Origin of the sequence: Rhodococcus sp. IEGM 1381, from assembly GCF_030056795.1 — a bacterium.
GTDB lineage: Bacteria > Actinomycetota > Actinomycetes > Mycobacteriales > Mycobacteriaceae > Rhodococcoides.
In genome coordinates this window covers 936,094-954,614 of sequence record NZ_JASHKQ010000001.1, presented here as the reverse complement: position 1 = coordinate 954,614, position 18,521 = coordinate 936,094, and the positions used below count along the sequence as shown (strand labels likewise).

At 63.9% G+C, this 18,521-nt stretch carries 20 protein-coding genes; 6 read left to right on the top strand and 14 right to left on the bottom strand.

Annotation, left to right across the window (positions count from 1 at the left end):
- Window positions 1-8: 8 nt before the first annotated feature.
- The 3 genes from QM797_RS04590 to QM797_RS04580 all read right to left on the bottom strand — a co-directional run bounded on the left by QM797_RS04590 (window position 9) and on the right by QM797_RS04580 (window position 2,833).
- Window positions 9-764 (bottom strand): ABC transporter permease, encoded by a 756-nt coding sequence (locus QM797_RS04590; protein ID WP_283273956.1) that lies wholly within the window; start codon window positions 762-764, stop codon window positions 9-11.
- Window positions 761-1,771, bottom strand: a complete 1,011-nt coding sequence (locus QM797_RS04585) for an ATP-binding cassette domain-containing protein (RefSeq protein ID WP_283273955.1) — start codon at window positions 1,769-1,771, stop codon at window positions 761-763. Before QM797_RS04585 ends, QM797_RS04590 begins: the two co-directional genes overlap by 4 nt.
- Before the next feature lie 96 nt (window positions 1,772-1,867).
- Complete coding sequence (locus QM797_RS04580; protein ID WP_283273953.1) at window positions 1,868-2,833, bottom strand: lysophospholipid acyltransferase family protein; 966 nt, start codon at window positions 2,831-2,833, stop codon at window positions 1,868-1,870.
- Window positions 2,834-2,949: 116 nt separating this feature from the next.
- Between QM797_RS04580 and QM797_RS04575 the strand changes: the two genes are divergently transcribed.
- The gene (locus tag QM797_RS04575) at window positions 2,950-4,353 is read left to right on the top strand and encodes a GntP family permease (protein ID WP_283273952.1); all 1,404 of its coding nucleotides are present in this window, start codon (window positions 2,950-2,952) and stop codon (window positions 4,351-4,353) included.
- On the opposite strand, the gene QM797_RS04570 is transcribed toward QM797_RS04575, so the two are convergent.
- Both QM797_RS04570 and heR read right to left on the bottom strand, forming a co-directional pair.
- The gene (locus QM797_RS04570; protein WP_283273950.1) at window positions 4,350-5,162 is read right to left on the bottom strand and encodes an SDR family oxidoreductase; all 813 of its coding nucleotides are present in this window, start codon (window positions 5,160-5,162) and stop codon (window positions 4,350-4,352) included. The two genes, QM797_RS04575 and QM797_RS04570, sit on opposite strands and share 4 nt — an antisense overlap.
- Window positions 5,132-5,950 carry a heliorhodopsin HeR gene (gene heR / locus QM797_RS04565; RefSeq protein WP_283273949.1) on the bottom strand — a complete coding sequence of 273 codons (819 nt, stop codon included), beginning with the start codon at window positions 5,948-5,950 and terminating at the stop codon, window positions 5,132-5,134. The genes QM797_RS04570 and heR overlap by 31 nt, the downstream gene beginning before the upstream one ends.
- 56 nt (window positions 5,951-6,006) lie before the next feature.
- Here heR and QM797_RS04560 point away from each other — a divergent pair, with 56 nt between their 5' ends.
- A complete protein-coding gene (locus tag QM797_RS04560; protein WP_283273948.1) occupies window positions 6,007-6,585 on the top strand; it encodes a TetR/AcrR family transcriptional regulator in 579 nt (192 codons plus the stop codon).
- 3 nt (window positions 6,586-6,588) lie between these two features.
- Here QM797_RS04560 and QM797_RS04555 read toward each other — a convergent pair whose 3' ends face one another.
- The gene (locus QM797_RS04555) at window positions 6,589-7,206 is read right to left on the bottom strand and encodes a YdeI/OmpD-associated family protein (protein ID WP_283273947.1); all 618 of its coding nucleotides are present in this window, start codon (window positions 7,204-7,206) and stop codon (window positions 6,589-6,591) included.
- A 117-nt stretch (window positions 7,207-7,323) separates the two neighbouring features.
- On the opposite strand from QM797_RS04555, the gene QM797_RS04550 reads away from it, so the two are divergent.
- The gene (locus QM797_RS04550) at window positions 7,324-7,806 is read left to right on the top strand and encodes a YdeI/OmpD-associated family protein (RefSeq protein WP_283273945.1); all 483 of its coding nucleotides are present in this window, start codon (window positions 7,324-7,326) and stop codon (window positions 7,804-7,806) included.
- Between the two features lie 7 nt (window positions 7,807-7,813).
- Here the strand turns inward: QM797_RS04550 and QM797_RS04545 are convergent, their stop codons facing one another.
- From QM797_RS04545 to QM797_RS04525, 5 genes are all read right to left on the bottom strand, one after another.
- On the bottom strand, window positions 7,814-8,518 hold the full coding sequence (locus QM797_RS04545) for a M50 family metallopeptidase (RefSeq protein WP_283273944.1): 705 nt from the start codon (window positions 8,516-8,518) through the stop codon (window positions 7,814-7,816).
- Window positions 8,519-8,579: 61 nt separating this feature from the next.
- Window positions 8,580-9,536 carry an acyl-ACP desaturase gene (locus QM797_RS04540; protein ID WP_283273943.1) on the bottom strand — a complete coding sequence of 319 codons (957 nt, stop codon included), beginning with the start codon at window positions 9,534-9,536 and terminating at the stop codon, window positions 8,580-8,582.
- Window positions 9,537-9,664: 128 nt separating this feature from the next.
- Window positions 9,665-10,105 carry a GtrA family protein gene (locus tag QM797_RS04535; protein ID WP_283275269.1) on the bottom strand — a complete coding sequence of 147 codons (441 nt, stop codon included), beginning with the start codon at window positions 10,103-10,105 and terminating at the stop codon, window positions 9,665-9,667.
- A 152-nt stretch (window positions 10,106-10,257) separates the two neighbouring features.
- Window positions 10,258-10,425, bottom strand: coding sequence for a hypothetical protein (locus tag QM797_RS04530; protein ID WP_155289282.1), 168 nt, complete (start codon window positions 10,423-10,425; stop codon window positions 10,258-10,260).
- A 74-nt stretch (window positions 10,426-10,499) separates the two neighbouring features.
- On the bottom strand, window positions 10,500-11,885 hold the full coding sequence (locus QM797_RS04525) for a maltokinase N-terminal cap-like domain-containing protein (protein ID WP_283273942.1): 1,386 nt from the start codon (window positions 11,883-11,885) through the stop codon (window positions 10,500-10,502).
- 156 nt (window positions 11,886-12,041) lie between these two features.
- Between QM797_RS04525 and QM797_RS04520 the strand changes: the two genes are divergently transcribed.
- Together QM797_RS04520 and QM797_RS04515 are read left to right on the top strand one after the other, a co-directional pair.
- Window positions 12,042-12,806: a pirin family protein gene (locus tag QM797_RS04520; protein WP_283273941.1), complete on the top strand. Its 765-nt coding sequence runs from the start codon at window positions 12,042-12,044 to the stop codon at window positions 12,804-12,806.
- Window positions 12,807-12,917: 111 nt separating this feature from the next.
- Entirely contained in the window at window positions 12,918-13,409 is a 492-nt protein-coding gene (locus tag QM797_RS04515; protein WP_283273940.1) for a DUF4190 domain-containing protein, read from the top strand.
- Window positions 13,410-13,425: 16 nt separating this feature from the next.
- Here QM797_RS04515 and QM797_RS04510 read toward each other — a convergent pair whose 3' ends face one another.
- Genes QM797_RS04510 through QM797_RS04500 form a run of 3 tightly spaced genes read right to left on the bottom strand, consistent with a single transcriptional unit; the run spans window position 13,426 to window position 16,486 of the window.
- Window positions 13,426-15,000 carry an ABC transporter permease gene (locus QM797_RS04510; RefSeq protein WP_283273939.1) on the bottom strand — a complete coding sequence of 525 codons (1,575 nt, stop codon included), beginning with the start codon at window positions 14,998-15,000 and terminating at the stop codon, window positions 13,426-13,428.
- Window positions 14,997-15,875 (bottom strand): ABC transporter ATP-binding protein, encoded by an 879-nt coding sequence (locus tag QM797_RS04505; RefSeq protein WP_283273938.1) that lies wholly within the window; start codon window positions 15,873-15,875, stop codon window positions 14,997-14,999. The genes QM797_RS04510 and QM797_RS04505 overlap by 4 nt, the downstream gene beginning before the upstream one ends.
- Complete coding sequence (locus QM797_RS04500) at window positions 15,872-16,486, bottom strand: TetR/AcrR family transcriptional regulator (protein ID WP_283273937.1); 615 nt, start codon at window positions 16,484-16,486, stop codon at window positions 15,872-15,874. The genes QM797_RS04505 and QM797_RS04500 overlap by 4 nt, the downstream gene beginning before the upstream one ends.
- 54 nt (window positions 16,487-16,540) lie before the next feature.
- Between QM797_RS04500 and QM797_RS04495 the strand changes: the two genes are divergently transcribed.
- The gene (locus QM797_RS04495; protein ID WP_283273936.1) at window positions 16,541-18,499 is read left to right on the top strand and encodes a M13 family metallopeptidase; all 1,959 of its coding nucleotides are present in this window, start codon (window positions 16,541-16,543) and stop codon (window positions 18,497-18,499) included.
- The last annotated feature ends 22 nt before the right edge of the window (window positions 18,500-18,521 follow it).

Below are 18,521 nucleotides of genomic sequence, written 5' to 3'. Positions count from 1 at the left end.
GCTTAGCCTCACACCCGCGAAGAGCCCATAGCCCGGATCCCGACGGCAAGTCCGACTGCCGCGGTGGCCGCGGCCGCAACGACACCTGCCGTCACCGTCGAACCGGTGAACTCGCCCGCGAACAGTGCACGTTCGGCATCGACCAGATACCCGAGTGGGTTGATGTTCACCAAGAACTGCATCCATCCCGGGGCTGCGGTCAGCGGAAGCATGGTGCCCGAGAGGATGAGCAGGGGGAACATCAATGTCTGCTGGATGGACCAGAACACCCAATCCTGCCCGCGCACAGCGAGAGCCAGCGTGTAGGACAATGCGCCGAGCCCGACACCGAACACACCGAGCAGCACGATACCCACGACCGCGCCGACGGGATTCACCGACAACCCGAGCGGCAGTGCCACCAGGACGATCAGCACGGCTTGAGCGGCCAGCGGCACCATTTCCTTGAACGCGCGACCGACGAGCAGAGACGACCTCGGCAGCGGCGTCACCAACATCCGTTCGTGCGAACCCTGCTGCAATTCGGCCAGCAGGTTCGAGCCCGTCATCGACGTTCCGAAGATGGTGATCATTGCAAGCACCCCCGGAACGAACCAGTCCCACACGTTGCCGCTGCCGAGACCCGGGACCTCGGTGAGAAGCGGGCCGAACAGCGCCAGCAGGATCAGCGGCTGCACGAGACTGAAGATGACGGTGAACGGATCGCGCACCATCGGCCGCAATTCGCGGCCCATCACCAAGACACTTCCAGAGAGTACGTTCATCGGAGTTCTCCTGCCGCGCCTGCGGTTTCGAGGGCAGTGTTGTCGATATCGGGGTTGCCCGCTGCGGCGCTCTCACGAAGACTGCGCCCGGTGAGGCCGAGGAACACATCATCGAGTGTAGGTCGCGTCATGTCTGCCGTGTGCACCGTGATTCCATGAGACTCGCTGAGCCGCAGGAGATCCGGAAGAACCACCTCGGCCCGCTCGACCCGAATGTTCAACCGCGAACCCGCAACCGTCACGTCTCTGACCCCGGCAGCACCGACGAGGAGCGCACTCAGCGCCGACGCGTCGGACACGGTGAGGACGATCAGGTCACCGGCCAGCTCCGATTTGAGTGCCGTGGCGGTGTCGTCGGCGATGACGGTGCCGCGATCGACGACGATCACCCGCTCGGCCATCGAATCGGCCTCGTCGAGGTAGTGCGTGGTGAGCACGATGGTGGTGCCCATCTCCCTTCTGAGCCGCAGAATGTGATCCCAGAGATTTGCTCGGCTCTGCGGGTCCATACCCGTGGTCGGTTCGTCGAGAAACAGCAACGATGGCCGGTGCACCAACCCCAACGCGATGTCGAGTCGACGCCGCTGCCCACCGGACAGCGTGGACACAGTGCGAGCCGCGAGCTCGCCGAGTTCGAGTGCCTCGATCAATTCGTCTGCGCGAGTGCGTGATCGTCGACGCGTCATGCCGTAGCACAACCCCTGCACCACCAGTTCGTCTCGGACGCGCTGATTGTGCCCCGCACCGTTGCCCTGGCCGACGTAGCCGAGACTGCGTCGAACACTGTCCCGGTCCTTCGCCACATCGAATCCGGCGATCCGCGCCGAGCCCGACGTCGGTTCGAGCAACGTCGTCAACATGCGCAGAGTCGTCGACTTGCCGGCCCCGTTCGGGCCGAGCAGAGCCACCAGCTCACCCTCACCGATCGTCAGATCGATGCCGCGCACCGCCTCCACGGTCTTCTTGCCCTGCCGAAAAGTCTTGGTCAATCCCGATGTTTCGATCATCTGTGACGCCCCTCGTCGCACTGAGTGAATCCGTACGACGAAGACGTTAGGAACGATCGCGGTCAGCTTCGGTCCGCGTTGCCAGGTGAGCCGAAATCAGCCGAAGACAGGGAACTTCCGCTTGCGGGCCAAGGCATCCATCCCGGATTGGATGCTCGAGCGCACCTCCTCGTACTTCGCGTCTACATAAGCCTCGTCGTCGCACCGTGCCGGATCGTGGTCGAGTTCGATCGGCGGCATGAATCGGGTACGAATCTTCGCGGGCAAAGGAATCTGCGGTAGCGCCGCCGGCGCAATGATCCATGGAAGCGAGATCGCGATGGGAAAGACCTTCAACCGCGCAATCTTGTCCAGCTTCAACGCTTTCGACAGCTTGTCGCCGCGAATGAGTACCGGCATGGCGTCGGCCCCTCCGACTGTCGCGACCGGAACGATGGGTACGCCCATCCGGATGGCGAGCTTGATGAAGCCGGTTCGGCCACCGAGAGTCGCCTCGTCGCGCTTGCTCCAGGGCCGCAACGAATCGACCTCACCGCCCGGCCACACGATGACGTCTCGGCCCTCGGCCAGCGCCGTCGACATCGAGTCCGGCGCCGCCGGAAGAACACCCATGGATCGAAAAACTTTGCCGATCAACGGAAACGCCATCAGGGCGTCGTGCGCAGTGCCGTGCAGAATGCGCTTCTCGCCGAAGTGTCGCCACCACTGGGCACCAACGGTCCACGCATCCCACACGAACGGCGCACCCGAATGCACGCCGACGACGAGAACCGGCGACTCGGGAATGGTCTCCCACCCGTCGATCTCCATCCGGAAGTAGCGGTCCATCACCCCGTTCCAGAGCTTCTGCTGACGGTCCATCGCCACGGTGTTCTGATCGTCGAGGTCCCAACCGCCCGCGCGTTCGGCAACTATGGCTCCGAGTCCCCCGGACGCCTTTTCGCGCCGCTCCTTCATCTTCAGCCGGGCCGCCGCTGCGTAGCGCTGTGCCTGCTCGCGCAACTGCTCCTTCGACGGCTCTTCGGAACGATCCCCACCCACTACGTGATCCCCATCACTCATACCCGCACGGTACTCCACACTCCCACCGCCGACCGACAACCGGCGCTCGTTACCCCGCGCGACGTCACGACTGTCCGTTATGGTCGAAATTCGAGTCGAGCGAACGAGGTACACCGATGGATCCGATCGAACCGGCCTACGGCACGACGGCGCTGCTGCTGATCGCTGCCGCGGCCGTCGCAATCCTGCTCTTCCTGATCATGAAGGTGAAACTGCACGCCTTCGTTTCCCTGGTCCTGGTCAGCGCCCTCACCGCCGTCGCCGCGGGAATCCCACTTGCAGACGTGCCGTCGGCACTGCTCTCGGGCTTCAGTTCGACCCTCGGCTCGGTGGCGCTACTGGTCGCCCTCGGCGTCATGGTCGGCAGACTGCTCGAAATCACCGGTGGCGCTCAAGTATTGGCCGATACCCTGATCAACCGGTTCGGAGCCAAACGGGCACCACTTGCACTCGGTGTCGCCGCACTCATCTTCGGCTTCCCCATCTTCTTCGACGCCGGTCTCGTGGTCTTTCTACCCATAATTTTCACGGTCGCCAGACGGTTCGGCGGCTCGGTCCTGCTCTACGCACTCCCGACGGCAGGCGCGTTCGCCGCGATGCACGCCATCGTCCCACCGCACCCCGGCCCGGTCGCTGCCACCGAACTGCTCGGCGGAGACATCGGATCGGTACTGCTCATCGGCGTTCCCGTCGCCGTCGTCGCCTGGTTCGTCGGCTCCTACCTCGTCGGCACCCAGCTCGGAAAACGATTCGTCACCATGCCTGCAGACCTCTTCGCAGACGGGTCGCAGAACTCCGAGGAACACGACAAGGAAATGGCCGCGCTCCGCGACCCGGCCCCGAAGTTCGCCGCAGTGCTGTTCATTCTCTTGACGCCACTGGTGCTCATCTCGCTCAACACTGTCGTCAACACACTGACCACCTCCGGTGTGCTGACCGGCGACGAAACCTGGGCGGCTGCCCTGACTCTCATCGGCCAGACGCCCATCGCGCTGCTGATCACCTTGCTGCTGGCCCTGTTCATCCTCGCGCCCGGACGCTTCCCGGTGGCCGACGGTGCCAAGTACATGGACCAGGCCCTCGGACCGATCTGCTCGATCATCCTGATCACCGGTGCCGGCGGCATGTTCGGCGGAGTGCTGCGGGCCAGCGGGATCGGACAGTCGCTCACCACCTCGCTGTCCGGCCTCGGACTGCCGATCCTGCTGCAGGCCTTCCTGATCGCCACCGCTCTTCGCGTCGCGCAGGGTTCGGCGACCGTCGCATTGACCACCACGGCCGGACTGATCTCGACCCAGGTGGCCGAGCTGGATCTGAGCAACTTCAAGATCGCGCTGCTGGTGTTCGCACTCGCTGCCGGAGCAACCGTTCTCTCTCACGTCAACGATTCCGGCTTCTGGCTCGTCAGCCGCTTCTTCGGCATGGACGAGAAGACGACGCTCAAGACATGGACCGTCATGGAAACGACACTCGGTCTCGCGATATTCGCACTCGCGTCGCTGCTGTGGGTGGTGTTCTAGGGGGGCGGACTGTCTCGATTGATGAGCCTGAGCAGGATCGACGGGGCAAGCCGTGATCCGATGATCGACACTCGACCCAGTCCGATCGCAATCTCGTCGCCCCCGCTGTCGAGTCCGGCCATCACCGAGTCGAGGAACTTGTCCAATGGCATCGCCATCGGCGGCGCAGCCTGCATGCTGCGGTGTAGCGGCGTGTCGACCACCGGCGGGATGAGTTCCACAACTTGAATGTTGCTGTAACGCAACTGATGACGCAGGCTCACGGCGAACGAGTGCACGGCCGCTTTGGTCGCGGAATACACGGGAGCGGCCGTGAGTGGAACGAAGCCGAGACCGGAGCCCACGTGCACCACCCGTGCGCGAGGGGCTCGGCGCAGGAGAGGCAACGCGGTCGAGGTGACGTCCACGAGTCCGGTGAAGTTGGTTGCGATCTCGGCGGCGATGTCGGTGATCGCCGGTAACTCCTTCGCCGAGAAGTCCAGTGGGCGCTGAACTCCGGCGTTGTTGATCAGAGTGGTGACGTGTGGTTGCGCTGATTCGATGTCGTTCATGGCGCGGCGCACGGATTCCGGGTCTGCGACGTCCATGACGACCGGCATCATGCCAGGGTGTTCGGCGGCCATGGAGCTCAGTCGGGTGCGGTCGCGGCCGGTGACAACGACTTGGGCACCGCGCGCGTGAAATCGGGTGGCGAGTCCGGCACCGATACCGGATGTCGCGCCGGTGATCAGGACGACGTCATCGAAGTGTCGCGGATGCTGGTTTCTGCTCCGTCCGATCAAGCGAGGGATCCGGCCACGATCTGCCACGCCAGAGCAGACTTCGCGGCGAGACTGAGGACGAGGTATACGAACTCGCCGAACACGTAGTCCTTCCACGGTCCGACCCCTCGGTACTGCAGCCACTGGTTGGCGGCGAAGCTCATGAAGAAGATGAACAACGAGAAGAAGATTCCGTACACGAACGAGGGGACTTCCGAGGCCCCGACGAGGTTCACGGTGATCGCTACCCAGGGTGCCGCGCCGGCGATGCAACCGAACCAGAACGCGGTGAGATCAGGCCGGCCCCCGGGCGGGTTGGAGCGTTCCTGGAGCCAGCCGAACAGGATCATGGCGACGTTGGCACCGATGATCGCGATGATGGCGGTGACCTGGGTGATGCCGGCGTAGAGGGCGATAAGAATGACCATGATTGTGGCACTGACGCTGTACTCGAGCCACCGGAACGGGTTGATGCCGCGAGAGAGGTTGCGCTCGTATGCTTTTCGCAGCGGTACCCCGGTGACGAAGTGGTCCACCGCCGCCAGCACAAGGAAGACTGCGACGGCGATTCCGATGGAAACCGCGAACGCCGCCTGGGCCTCCGGGACCCGGGTTCCCGGGGGTCCGGCGGGGTACGCGGTGGTCAGGTCGATAGCGAAGTCGGATGCGATGACGAGAACCACAACGGCCTGAATCGCATGAAGCGCCGACAGGGAAATGTTCCAGATGCGGAGACGACGCAGCCTGTCCGGTGCGAGTGTGTGTTCTGCCGTGGTCGACGAAGACCCCGACTCGCCGTGGGCGGAGTCCGGGCCCGAGTTCGGTGTGTGTGCCATACCCACTAGCCTTACAGGTTGTAAGGCTAGTGACAAGGAGCGGGCGGAGGGCGTCTGTGGCGAAAGACAGCGAGGTGTCCGCGCGCGAACGGATCATCTCTGCCGCGATCGAATTGGCCGACCATCAGGGCACCGGTCGCGTCACCATGTCGGCCGTCGCTGTCCGCGCGAAGGTCTCGAGACCGACGCTGTACAGCTACTTCCCCAACGTGTCTCGCATACTCGACGCCTGGGTCGTGCAGGAGGTAGCGAAGGTCGATTCACGGCTTCAGGGCGTGCTCGACGCGGATGCCGGATCTGACCCGATCGCATTGTTGGAGAACTACATCGACCTGCAACTGACCTATTTCGTCGAATCTCCGACGAGGGCACTGCTCACGGCTGCCGCGCTGAGATCACCGCCACAGTCGGTCACCGAACATGTCGAGCGCTTCCGCACAGATGTGCGCAGCCTGCTGCAGATTCTGCACGGACAGGGACGGCTGCGGGCCGATGTGGATGTCGACTTACTGGCGGGCCTCGTCATCGCGGGGATCACTTCGATGACGCCTCACGTTCTGAAAAAATTGATGTCCCCGATGGAGGCGCGACACCAACTGCTGGACATACTCTTTCGAGGGTCGCTTCGACCGTGACGGTCATCGGCCGTTGTCGTCGTCCATGACGCGCTTCGGTTGCCATCGAGCCGCCCGCTCGCCGATCGAAGCGAGCCGAGCGGTCTCCTGCACTCTCGCGGCTCGGGTCTCGGCCCGTTTCGCGGTGACGATCCACTCCAGAATCCCTCGACGCGCGGACGGCGGAAACTTGGTCCAATTGCTTTCCGAGCCTGCGTATTCGGCGAAAGCGGCCGAGAGATCCTCGGGAACGATCAGATCCTCGACCTCGTCGAGTACGGTCCATGCTCCGTTGGCCACGGCAGCCTCGACGGCTCGCTCCCCCGCCGGAAACATCAGGCCTGCTTCGCGAAGGGTCTCGATGCGAATCTTGTTCGGACGGGACCACGCACTCGCGGGTTTCCGGGGCGAGAAATACAACATGGTTCGCTCGTCGTCCAGCTTGCGGGGTCGACTGTCGACCCACCCCACCGCGAGTGCTTCCAAGACGGCGTCGTCGTAGCTGATCGCCGGTTTCCCAGTGGCCTTCTTCCACGACACCAGCCACGCGGATTCCGCAGTTCCGTGATGGGCGGCCAGCCAAGTCCGCCACTGCGCACGAGTCTCGGCATGCACTCTCGGTGCGTCGTCCATGACGGTCATGCGCACCCCTTCGTTCGTCGGCTCCGAAATCCGTCCCCGTCTCGGAGACGTCACTCGATTATGCTGCGACTGTGGGCGGAATTCCCATCGATGGCGTGTCGACGATGCGAGGCATCCGTGAGTGATCACATACGGTTCGACGGTGTTCTCGAACCCTTGACCTGGGGCAGGAACACTTACACGATCATCTGCATCCCAGCAGACTTGGCCGAAGCAGCGGAGCGGTGGCCGACTCGCCGGATCTACGGGTGGATCGACGGGTCGAGTGTCAACCTCGGTCTCAACAAAGCAGATCCGGATGTGATGACCGGATCCTTCGTCTACATCGGCGCGGAGCTACAGCGCCGACTGGGCGTGGCTGCCGGTGATCTGGTGTCGTGCGAATTCGCGCCGGCCGACCCCGATCTGGTGCCGGTCCCCGAGGACCTGGCTCGAGCGATGGAAGACGCACACTGCACGGCCGCATGGGAGCGAACGCGTGCGAGCGAACGGCGTCAGTTGTTGATGCCGATCGACAACGCTGCAAGACCTCGGACCCGCGCAGATCGCATAGCGCGACTGGTGGGGTCGTTGACGACGAATCAGCAGACCGACAGCTGACCTACCGTCACTGCACCGGAACGAGAATGCGCCACGCGCCCAATGCAAGTGAGCCGACGGTGACGAGCAGGAACAGCCCGACCCAGACGATGCCGGGCAGAAAGGTCAGTCGGGCGAGCTGATCGGCATCCGAGTCCCGCGCCCGTCCGGCACTGCGGGATTTCTGGAGTTCGAGAACGGGCCGCGGACCGGCGATCAGCAGGAAGAACGTGATGAAATACGCCGCCGCGACCTGCTGTTCACCCGTACCCCACCAGGACACGACGAACAGAGCAGCGCCGACGACGACGAGTGACAGCAAGCCGTAGATGTTGCGAATCATCAACAGCATCAACGCAATCGAGATCACGCCGATCCACAGTACCGCCACCGCATGTTGGGTCCCGAGCACCAAGGCGGCACCGAGGCCGAGTAGCGACGGCCCGACATAGCCAGCAAAAGTCATGGCGATGACGCCGACACCGGTGGGCTTGCCCTTCGAGATCGCGACGCCGGAGGTATCGGAATGCAGGCGCAACCCCATCAGCTGCCGGCCGGTGATCAGCGCGACGAACAGGTGCGCGCCCTCGTGCGCAATGGTGACCACGTTGCGCGCGATCCGCCACGTCTGCGGCAACACGACGATGACGAGTGCAACAAGAGCCGCAACTTGGACGATCCACACCGGCGGATCAGGACTCACCGCGGAGATGCGGTCCCAGAATTCGTTCACACCACACCCTATGTGAACGGAACTTCGTAGCGGACTACGAAGTTCCGTTCACCTGGGAAACTTACGACGCGCGTGCTTCGGCCTTGGCGCGTTCGCGGGCGAGGGAGCGGTCTCGCATTTCCTCGAACTTGGTGGCTTGGCGTTCGAGGTCTTCGAGGAACGCGGCGAGTTCTTCGCGCTTGTTCTCTCCGCGGGCGGTGAAGTCGTTGCGCTCGAAGACGTTCCACTTGCGCAGCACCGGCCAGACGACGTCTTCGAGGTGCTGACGCAGATCGTAGATACCGTGCTTGGCCATGAGCACACCGTTGCGGCGGAAGTTCGGCATCCCGGCACCGGGCATGACGAAGTTCATCACGATGTCCGAGACGGCCTGCAGCGTCTGGTCGGGGGAGATGTCCATCGCTGCGCCGGTGATGTTGCGGTAGAAGATCATGTGCAGGTTCTCGTCGGCGGCGATGCGCTGGAGCATCCGGTCGGCGATCGGGTCGTCGCAGACCTTGCCGGTGTTGCGGTGCGAGACGCGGGTGGCGAGTTCCTGGAAGGTGACGTACGCGACCGAGTGCAGTAGTCCGACCTGTGTTCCGGCGGGGGAGGCGTAGCCGTTGGTCATGTGGATCATGCGGGCTTCTTCGAGGGCGACGGGGTCGACGCCGCGGGTGACGACGAGGTAGTCGCGCATGACGATGCCGTGGCGGTTCTCTTCGGCGGTCCACCGGCCCACCCAGGTGCCCCAGGCGCCGTCGCGGGAGAAGTTCTCGGCGATCTCACGGTGGTAGGAGGGCAGGTTGTCCTCGGTGAGCAGGTTGGTGATCATCGCGGCTTGGGCGACGTCGGAGAGCTTGGACTGCTCCGGGTCGTAGTCCTGGCCACCGAGGGCGGCGAAGTTGCGGCCTTCGTCCCACGGCACGTAGTCGTGGGGATGCCATTCGCGTGCCATCGTGATGTGACGGTTCACGTTGTCTTCGGCAGTGGGTACCAGCTCCTGCAGAAGCTCGAGCTGTGTCAGATCCCTCGCCATTGGCATGTCTCCTCGCATCGACGTCAGCTCACGAGCCTAGAGCCAAGAATCCGACGGGTGTGGAGCCTCGCCGAGAATCTGTTAGACGTAGCAACCGACGCCGACACCGCGTGGTGCGACGTCACAGGTCATTGTCGGGCAGGTTCGATACCCGAGAAGTTCGGTGTGCGGAAGACCCAACCGCGAAGCGCGAGGAATCGGGCGGCACCGAAAAGACCGCTGACAGCGATCACCACCACAACCTGGGCATAGGCCGGTGCGCCCGGAAAGAGAACGTGCATCGCGGCCAGTGAGGCGGTACTCAGACCGAGACCGATCAGAGCGAGCCCGCCGGCTTCCCACTGTGCCTGAAACCAGCCGACCCTGCCGGTCGCATGAAAGGTGTGACGGCGGTGCAGTTCGTTGGCCAGGACGGTACTGGCACCGACGCCTGCAAGATTTGCGGTGAACGATCCAAGGGATGCGAGGGCAACGAACAACAGGGCGTACACACCGTTGCTCGATACCCCGACGACAACGAACCGAGTGAACTGAGCGAGAACCGACTCTCCGAGCATCCTCGACTTCATCCGGGGCGAACAGCCCGACGGCCCGGCCGTGGCCGAGGCTTTCAGCGAAGTGCTCACGAGATCTCCAGTTGTAGAACCGGAAGCGTCAGTCGGCGCTTCGATTCGATACAACTCCGAGCACGACCGAATCGGTCCCGGACGTGACGGACATCTCAGGCTTTGGAGGAACTTTCTTCCCGAGCGCGCTTCTTGCGGTCCAGGTCGATATTGAGACTGTTGGGCTTGATCGACGCGACGAACAACACCGCAACGAGGACCACCACAACGAGGATGGTGATGACGACCACCGCGATGCCGAAAATTGCCAAGATACCGTTCATGTCCTGCCTCCCGTGTCAGGAAATACGGTACTTGCCGTAGACAGGCTCGTCGACGTGCACCCCCAGCTCACCGATCAGCTCACCAAGCGCTCCACAGCACGCATCGGCAACGACAACCAGGTCGGCCGGTTGCGCGCCTCGTACAGAACCTCGTAGACGGCCTTGTCGAGTTCGTATGCGCGCAACAGATCGGCCTCGTCCCGCGGATCGTGCCCGGCCACCGAGGCGTATCCATCGAAGAACGAGGCGATGCTGCGCGCGGCCCACTGGTCCGCGCGCTCCCGCATCGAGGGGTCCTCGGGCTGATCGACCAGCAGATGGTTGGCGGCATAGTCGAACGAGCGCAGCATTCCGGCGACGTCACGCAAGGGGCTGTCCATCTGCTTACGCTCGGCCAAGGTCTTGGCGGGCTCACCCTCGAAGTCGATGAGCAGCCACCGCTCGGGAGTCCCCAACACCTGCCCCAGATGCAGATCGCCGTGGATGCGCTGCACGGTGGTGCTGTTCGACGCCTCCGCCCGCGAGATCAGGGCAGTCGCCGCCGGAATGAATCGAGCGATCTCCGGCACGACCCGCGCAACGCCCGAGATGCGGGCGAGGATCTCCTCGACGGCGGTCGACTCCACCGAGCGTTCGACGGTGCCCAGCACCGAGGCCAGGTCGTAATGCACGTGCGCGACGGCAGCTCCGATTCGATGCGCGTCCCCCGCGAAATCGCCGGGCAGTTCTTCGATCGGCGTATCGGGGGAATCGAACGCCTCGCGAACACTTGCCAGCGCTGCGGTCCAGCCTTCGGTGGAGTTCGCAGCGAAGTCCTGAATCATGCCCAGAGTGGTCGGCTCGCCGCCGACGACCGCTTCCAGCCAGCCCCGCAGCGGTGCGACGTTGGCACTGCCTGCCTCCGCCAGGGCGCGATGCAGTTCCACATCGGGGCTCACGCCCGGTGGAACCTGTCGAAACAATTTGAGCAACAGCAGATCACCGAGAATCACCGAGGTGTTGGACTGCTCGGCTCCCAGAACCCGACCGGGCAGACCGCTCGGCACACTCGAACCATCGACGATCTTGAATTCGATGCTGCCCGTGGAATTTCCGGAAGCGAAGGCGTCGCCGTACAGGCCGATGATCTCGGGGTCCCGTAACCCGTCGAACACGGCAATCTCACCCGCAACCGGAAGCACCCACGGCCGGAGCTCGTCGGTCAGCTCGGTGCGGAAGCCCAGCGGCACCTGGTAGGTCTGGGTCACCACCGCGCCGTCCTGTGTCAGCTGCACCTCCACCAGCAGGTGCTCGGCCGCGAAATGTGGTTCGTCGTGGAGAACTTCGCGTTCGATGATCTGCACCGAATCCACGGTCGATCCCTTGGCACCGAACCACCGTTGCGCCGGTAGCCACGTCGCCAAAGCCTCCGCGAGCTGAGGTTCGACCGTGCGTGAAGCACTCGAGCTGGAACCGACCATGAAAATGTCTCGCCGCCTTCTTTGGAGTGTGCGGAGCTGTGACCGTACGAAGCGAAACCTACCCACTCCCGGCGACGCTCACACACCGACGGCAAAGACACCCGAACGTTATGCAGGTCGTACGCCGGCACACCGACATGCTCGTAGAGTGGTCACATGTCCGCCCCACTGACCGCTCACATCGATGTGCACCGCGCAGGTGATCGACTGAAAACCCGTGTGTCCTGGCTGGACTCGAAACATTCGTTCTCCTTCGGCCAGCACTACGACCCGGACAACACCCATCACGGACTACTACTGGTCAACAACGACGACATCGTCACTGCCGGTCAGGGTTTCGAGACACACCCGCATCGCGACATGGAAATAGTCACCTGGGTGGTGCAGGGTTCGCTGGTGCATCAGGACTCCATCGGTCATTCCGGAATCATCTATCCCGGGCTCGCGCAACGGATGAGCGCGGGCAAAGGCATCATGCACTCGGAGAAGAACGACTCCTGGAGCATCGACGGCAACCGGCACACCGAACCCGTTCGCTTCGTGCAGATGTGGGTGCTGCCGGACAGTCCCGGCACCACACCCGGATACGAGCAACTCGAAATCGGCGACGAGTTGCTGCGCGGCGGGCTGGTCACGGTGGCGTCGGGTATGGACAAGCACCGCGGTGAGGCCGCGATCGGGATCTCGCAGAAGTCGGCAGCGCTGCACGCGGCCAGGTTGATGCCCGGGAGATCGGTAACGGTGCCCGACGCGCCTTTCGTCCACGTTTTCGTCGCCCGCGGCACCGTCTCGATGGAGGGCGTCGGTGAACTGTACGAGGGCGATGCTGTCCGTATGAGTTCGACTGGTGGACAAAGCATTACTGCCACCGAACCAGCCGAGATCCTGATCTGGGAGATGCACTCGCGTCTCGGCGGCTGACATGTACGTTCGATGACAAGTTGATCACGGGGGCACGCGTCGCCTGTGCGCACGGCAGACACCCGCATACACTCCCAGCGTTCATGATCGCCGATTTCGGAGGTACTCAACGTGTCGAATCAGAACCCGCCGCCCGGTGACTATCCCCCACCCGGAAACTATCCGTCACCCGGCGAATACCCCCAGCAGGGCGGGTACCAGCAGGGCGGATATCAAGAGCAGCCGGTAGCCCCGAAGAACACCGTCGGCACGATCGCTCTGGTCCTGGCGATTCTGGGTGTGTTGTTCTCCTGGACCATTGTCGGCGGAATTCTTCTCGGCCTGATCGCCATCGTTCTCGGCTTCATCGGACGGTCCAGGTACAAAAAGCGCGTCGCCACCAATGGCACCGTGTCACTCATCGCGATCATTCTCGGTTTTGTGGCCGCAGCATTGTCGATCGTTCTCGTCGTCGTCGGCGTCGGCCTGTTCAACGCAGTCGGTGGACAAGACTTCACCGACTGCATCAGCAACGCAGGCAGCGATTCTGCAGCGCAACAGCAATGTGCCGACGAATTCCAGCAGAACGTCGAGAACCAGTACGACGACTCGACACCGAACTGAGTCGTGGCTGATGGACTCAGCCGCGGACGTCCCTTCTCCTGAACGCAATCGTTCCGACGCCGCCGGCTGCTGCAGCGATCGCGACGAGCCACAGCGATGGCAGCACTGAAAACTCTGCACCAGGCAGCTTGGGCAGGTGGGTGAACGGCGAGATGTCCTGCAACCACTGCGGCAGCCCGAGAACCGCACCTATCTGGCCGAGCGCGACGAAGCCGCCCAGGACGGCCCACAGGATTGTCGCGAACCGAGGTACAGCGCCGAACAGAGCCACGCCTATGGCCGCCACCACCCACACGGCAGGGAGCTGAGCCAGTGCGCCGCCCACGACGGACGGCAATTCGCCTGAGACGTCGCCCGTTGCCGACCCGTACGTCAGCCCGATGGTGAGGCCGACGACCAGCAGCAGCCACGCCGGGCCGAGGACGGCCAGGAGTAGATGCCCTGCCGACCATCGGATCCGCGAGACGCTGGTGGCAAGAACGATCTCGGCCAGACCTGCCTCTTCCTCACCGTGGAGCCGCAGCAGGGCCGATACCGAATAGGCCGCCACCATGATGCCGACGATGCTCAGCACTGCGGCGATGAACGATTGTTCGAGTGTGGTGCCCCCGAACTTGTTCAGTGCGTCGCTGATTGCGGTGCTGCTGCCGAGTTGGTCACCGATTCCGTCCGTGGAAGATCCGATCGCGATACCGAACAAGGCGAGCCCGACGGTCCAGACCACGATGGTTCCGCGGGACAGTCGCCAGGCGAGGGCGACCGGCCCGGCCAGTGACGGCACTGCGGCCACCCGGCCACGACGCTCGGCCCGCAGACCACTGCCGAGATCGCGTCGATTCGCGGCCGCGAACGCTGCAGCGCAGAACGCGGCTGCAGCCGCAAGCGACAGCAGCAACGGCCACCACCTCTCGTCGGCGAACGGCCGCACCTGCGCCGACCACCCGATCGGTGAGAACCACGACGGGGTTCCCGAGCCGATGTCGCCGATCGCCCGTAGGACGAACGCTGCGGCCAGAACACAGAGGGCGTAGCCGCGAGCCGCGCGAGCCCCGGACGCCACCTGTGCTGCCAGCGCCGCGCAGCCGACGAACACCGCACCGACGACGGCGATCGACGCGCCGAACGCGAGGCTCCCGGCCACCGGCAGACCGAATGCCCACAGCGAGACGAACGACAACATTCCTGTCGCCACAACGCCGCCGCCCGCCAGCAGCGCGGCCGCTGTCAGCCCTGCGTATCTGCCCACTGCAGTCGACCCGATCAGCTCGGTACGCCCCGCATCCTCTTCACCGCGGGTGTGCCGAACGACGGTGAGGATCGCCGCCAACGGCACGAGTGTGAGTACCAGTCCGGCGCGCCACGACACCAGGGCACCGAGGTCGCTGCCGAAGATAGGGCCGACGAGCGCCGCCTGTGCCGGCACTGCCACGGTGCCGAGATAGAACGCTTGGCGGTCTGCCGCCGTCGGATACAGCCCCTCGAAGCTGACCGCGTACAGCAGCGGGAGCGCTCCGAGCAGAACGACCCAGAGCGGCAATACCAGGCGATCGCGGCGCAGATACAACCGCAGCAGTGCTCCCGTGCCGCTCATGCGTAGTACCTCATGAACAGCTCCTCGAGAGTCGGAGGCGAACTGACCAAGCTTCGCACGCCCGCGTCGGCCAGCACGTGCAGTACCGCGGGAAGGGCCTCGTTCTCCACCGTGCACGTGACAGTCGAGTTGTCCACGCTCACTGCGCTGACTCCCTGGAGTGTGTCGAGGGCGTCGGGCAGCCGGTCGAGCTCTGCAGTCACGGTGGTTCGGGTGAGGTGACGCATCGATGCCAGCGTGCCGGTATCCACCGTTCGACCGTCCTTGACGATGGTCACCGAGCTGCACAGCGCATCGACCTCGGACAGGATGTGTGACGACAGCAGCACCGTGACTCCGCGTCGGGCAGCATCTTTCACACAGTCGGCGAAGTGCTGTTCCATCAGCGGATCGAGTCCTGATGTGGGTTCGTCGAGAATCAGCAGCTCGACGTTCGACGCCAGGGCCGAAATCAGCGCAACCTTTTGCCGATTCCCCTTGGAGTAGGTGCGGGAGCGCTTGCCGGGGTCGAGAGAGAACCGTTCGAGCAGTTCGGCGCGGCGCGTGGCGTCGATGCCGCCGCGCATTCGGCCGAGAAGATCGATCACCTCACCGCCGGTCAACGACGGCCACAGCGTCACATCGCCCGGGACGTAGGCCAGACGTCGGTGCAACGCCACGGTGTCGGCCCATGGGTCTCCGTCGAGCAGTCGCACGGTGCCGGACGTCGCACGGACGAGCCCGAGCAGTACGCGAATCGTCGTGGATTTTCCTGCTCCGTTGGGACCGAGGAAGCCGTGTACCTCCCCGGTTTCGACGCGCAGGTCGAGTCCGTCGAGCGCCCGGACCGAACCGAACGTCTTCACCAATCCGGCGACTTCGATTGCCTCGGTCATTTCTTGGCCTCCAGGTACGCGTCCAAAGCCTGTGAATCGGTGAACAATCCGTCGGTGTAGAGCTCGAGCGCCGGGAGCATGATTTCGTCTCCGAGCGCGGTGAGGGCTTCGCGGAAGTCGACGTCGGGGCCTGCCATCGCCGCGTACAGCAGTAGGCCGCCCACGTTCTGTCGGGTCATGAATCGGGCGCGGGCCGCGGGGTCTCGGCTGGGCGTGAACCGGCCGTCGCGGACACCGTCGTCGATGTACCGGACGGCGTCGTCGACCATGTGCTCGAACAACTCTCGCGCCAGTGCGCCGCCCGCCGAGAAGCTCCGCACGATGTACGCGACGAGCGGCGCGTACTCGTCGATGCGAGCGAGCTGTTCCATCATCCCGGCGGGGCCGGCCGACGCAGACTTCGATTCCCGGATCACCCGCAGAACGTGCTCGTCACAGGCCGTGCGTAGACCCTCCTTGGATCCGAAATGGTGGTTGACGAGCCCAGGTGAGACGCCTGCCGCCGTGGCGATCGACCGCAACCCGGCGGTGAAGCCCTGTGCGCCGAAGACGTCGATCGCGGTATCGCGGATTCGCGCCCTGGTCGTGAGATCCTCGGTTGCTGTACGCATGTACAACACATTAAACACCCGTTCAATCAAGCGCAAGAGTGTAAAGATGGACGCATGACTTCAGTAGTGAACTCGGGCATCGATCTCAGCTACCAGGACGAGAACACACGCGCGCAGGACGACCTCTTCGTGCACGTCAACGGCAAATGGCTCGAGGATTACGACATCCCGGCAGACCGCGCCGTCGACGGGGCCTTCCGGACGTTGTACGACCGCGCCGAAGTGGACGTCCAGACCATCATCGAAGAGTCCGCCGCCGCGAATCCCCCCGTGGGCAGCGACGCACAGAAGATCGGCGACCTGTTCTCGAGCTTCATGGATGCCGACCGTGCCGAGCAGCTCGGCGTCACGCCTATCGCCGACGAGCTCACCGCCGTCGCCGACGCGGCCGATCTGGTCACGCTCGCAGGCGTTCTCGGTTCACTGCAACGCACGGGCGTGGGCGGTGGCATCGGCCAGTACGTCGACACCGACGCCAAGCAGTCCGATCGCTACCTCGTGCACTTCAGCCAGTCCGGCATCGGTCTGCCCGACGAGTCGTACTACCGCCAGGACGAATACGCCGAGATTCGTACGAGCTACATCGCGCACATCTCGAAGATGTTCGCGCTCAGCGGTATCGAGTACGACGCACAGACGGTGTTCGACCTCGAGAAGAAAATTGCCGCAGGCCACTGGGATGTCGTCGCCAGGCGTGATGCCGAGAAGAGCTACAACCTCGTCCAATTCGACACCCTCGTCGAGAATGAACCCGGGTTCGATTGGGCTGCATGGATTTCCGGTCTCGGAGCTTCGACCGATCAGTTCGCCGAGATCGTCGTGCGGCAGCCGTCGTTCCTCAGCACTTTCGTTGCGCTGTGGGCCTCCGAGGACATCGAAGCCTGGAAGGCGTGGCTCGCCTGGCGCGTCGTACATTCTCGCGCGCCTTTCCTGACGAGCGCGATCGTCGACGAGAACTTCGCGTTCTACGGAACCACGCTGACCGGCACCGAGGAGAACCGAGAGCGCTGGAAGCGTGGAGTCTCCCTGGTGCAGGACGTTCTCGGCGAGGCCGTCGGCAAGCTGTACGTCGACCGCCACTTCCCCGCCGACTCCAAGGCTCGGATGCAGGTGCTGGTCGAGAACCTCACCGAGGCGTACCGCCGCAACATCTCCGAGCTCGAATGGATGAGTCCGGAGACGCGTCGAAAGGCTCTGGACAAGCTGGACAAGTTCACTCCCAAGATCGGCTACCCCGATCGCTGGCGCGACTACTCGGGCGTGGAAATCAGCGCCGACGATCTGCTCGGTAACTACCGCCGCGGCTACACCGCCGACCACCAGCGCGATCTCGACAAGCTCGGCGGTCCGGTCGATCGGGACGAGTGGTTCATGACGCCGCAGACCGTCAATGCCTACTACAACCCCGGCATGAACGAAATCGTCTTTCCCGCAGCCATTCTGCAGCCACCGTTCTTCGACCCGGAGGCAGACGACGCGGCCAACTACGGCGGCATCGGCGCGGTGATCGGCCACGAGATCGGCCACGGATTCGACGACCAGGGTGCCAAGTACGACGGCGACGGCAACATGGTCGATTGGTGGACCGACAGCGACCGCACCGAGTTCGGCAAGCGCACCACGGCCCTGATCGAGCAGTACAACGCGTTCGAGCCCGCGGCGCTGCCCGGGCACAAGGTCAACGGCGAATTCACTATCGGTGAGAACATCGGTGATCTGGGCGGCCTGTCCATCGCAGTCGCCGCCTACGAGATCTCGCTCGAGGGCAAAGAAGCACCGGTGCTCGACGGCCTGACCGGGTTGCAGCGCGTGTTCTTCGGCTGGTCGCAGGTGTGGCGCACCAAGGCACGAGATGCCGAGGCGATCCGTCGTCTCGCCGTCGATCCGCACTCGCCGCCGGAGTTCCGCTGCAACGGCGTCGTGCGCAATCTGGACAGTTTTCACCAAGCCTTCGACGTACAGCCCGGAGATGCGCTGTACTTGGAGCCGGGTGAGCGCGTCAAGATCTGGTAGTACCGGGTAGGACAAGGGGAGG

Excerpts from the sequence above, each read along its gene's own strand:
- QM797_RS04540 (WP_283273943.1), bottom strand. The coding sequence starts at position 9,536 with ATGGCGAGGGATCTGACACAGCTCGAGCTTCTGCAGGAGCTGGTACCC.
- QM797_RS04510 (WP_283273939.1), bottom strand. The coding sequence starts at position 15,000 with ATGAGCGGCACGGGAGCACTGCTGCGGTTGTATCTGCGCCGCGATCGC.
- QM797_RS04555 (WP_283273947.1), bottom strand. The coding sequence starts at position 7,206 with ATGACCGTCATGGACGACGCACCGAGAGTGCATGCCGAGACTCGTGCG.
- QM797_RS04505 (WP_283273938.1), bottom strand. The coding sequence starts at position 15,875 with ATGACCGAGGCAATCGAAGTCGCCGGATTGGTGAAGACGTTCGGTTCG.
- QM797_RS04500 (WP_283273937.1), bottom strand. The coding sequence starts at position 16,486 with ATGCGTACAGCAACCGAGGATCTCACGACCAGGGCGCGAATCCGCGAT.
- QM797_RS04495 (WP_283273936.1), top strand. The coding sequence starts at position 16,541 with ATGACTTCAGTAGTGAACTCGGGCATCGATCTCAGCTACCAGGACGAG.
- QM797_RS04525 (WP_283273942.1), bottom strand. The coding sequence starts at position 11,885 with ATGGTCGGTTCCAGCTCGAGTGCTTCACGCACGGTCGAACCTCAGCTC.
- QM797_RS04590 (WP_283273956.1), bottom strand. The coding sequence starts at position 764 with ATGAACGTACTCTCTGGAAGTGTCTTGGTGATGGGCCGCGAATTGCGG.
- QM797_RS04520 (WP_283273941.1), top strand. The coding sequence starts at position 12,042 with ATGTCCGCCCCACTGACCGCTCACATCGATGTGCACCGCGCAGGTGAT.
- heR (WP_283273949.1), bottom strand. The coding sequence starts at position 5,950 with ATGGCACACACACCGAACTCGGGCCCGGACTCCGCCCACGGCGAGTCG.
- QM797_RS04580 (WP_283273953.1), bottom strand. The coding sequence starts at position 2,833 with ATGAGTGATGGGGATCACGTAGTGGGTGGGGATCGTTCCGAAGAGCCG.
- QM797_RS04585 (WP_283273955.1), bottom strand. The coding sequence starts at position 1,771 with ATGATCGAAACATCGGGATTGACCAAGACTTTTCGGCAGGGCAAGAAG.
- QM797_RS04535 (WP_283275269.1), bottom strand. The coding sequence starts at position 10,105 with ATGAAGTCGAGGATGCTCGGAGAGTCGGTTCTCGCTCAGTTCACTCGG.
- QM797_RS04530 (WP_155289282.1), bottom strand. The coding sequence starts at position 10,425 with ATGAACGGTATCTTGGCAATTTTCGGCATCGCGGTGGTCGTCATCACC.
- QM797_RS04575 (WP_283273952.1), top strand. The coding sequence starts at position 2,950 with ATGGATCCGATCGAACCGGCCTACGGCACGACGGCGCTGCTGCTGATC.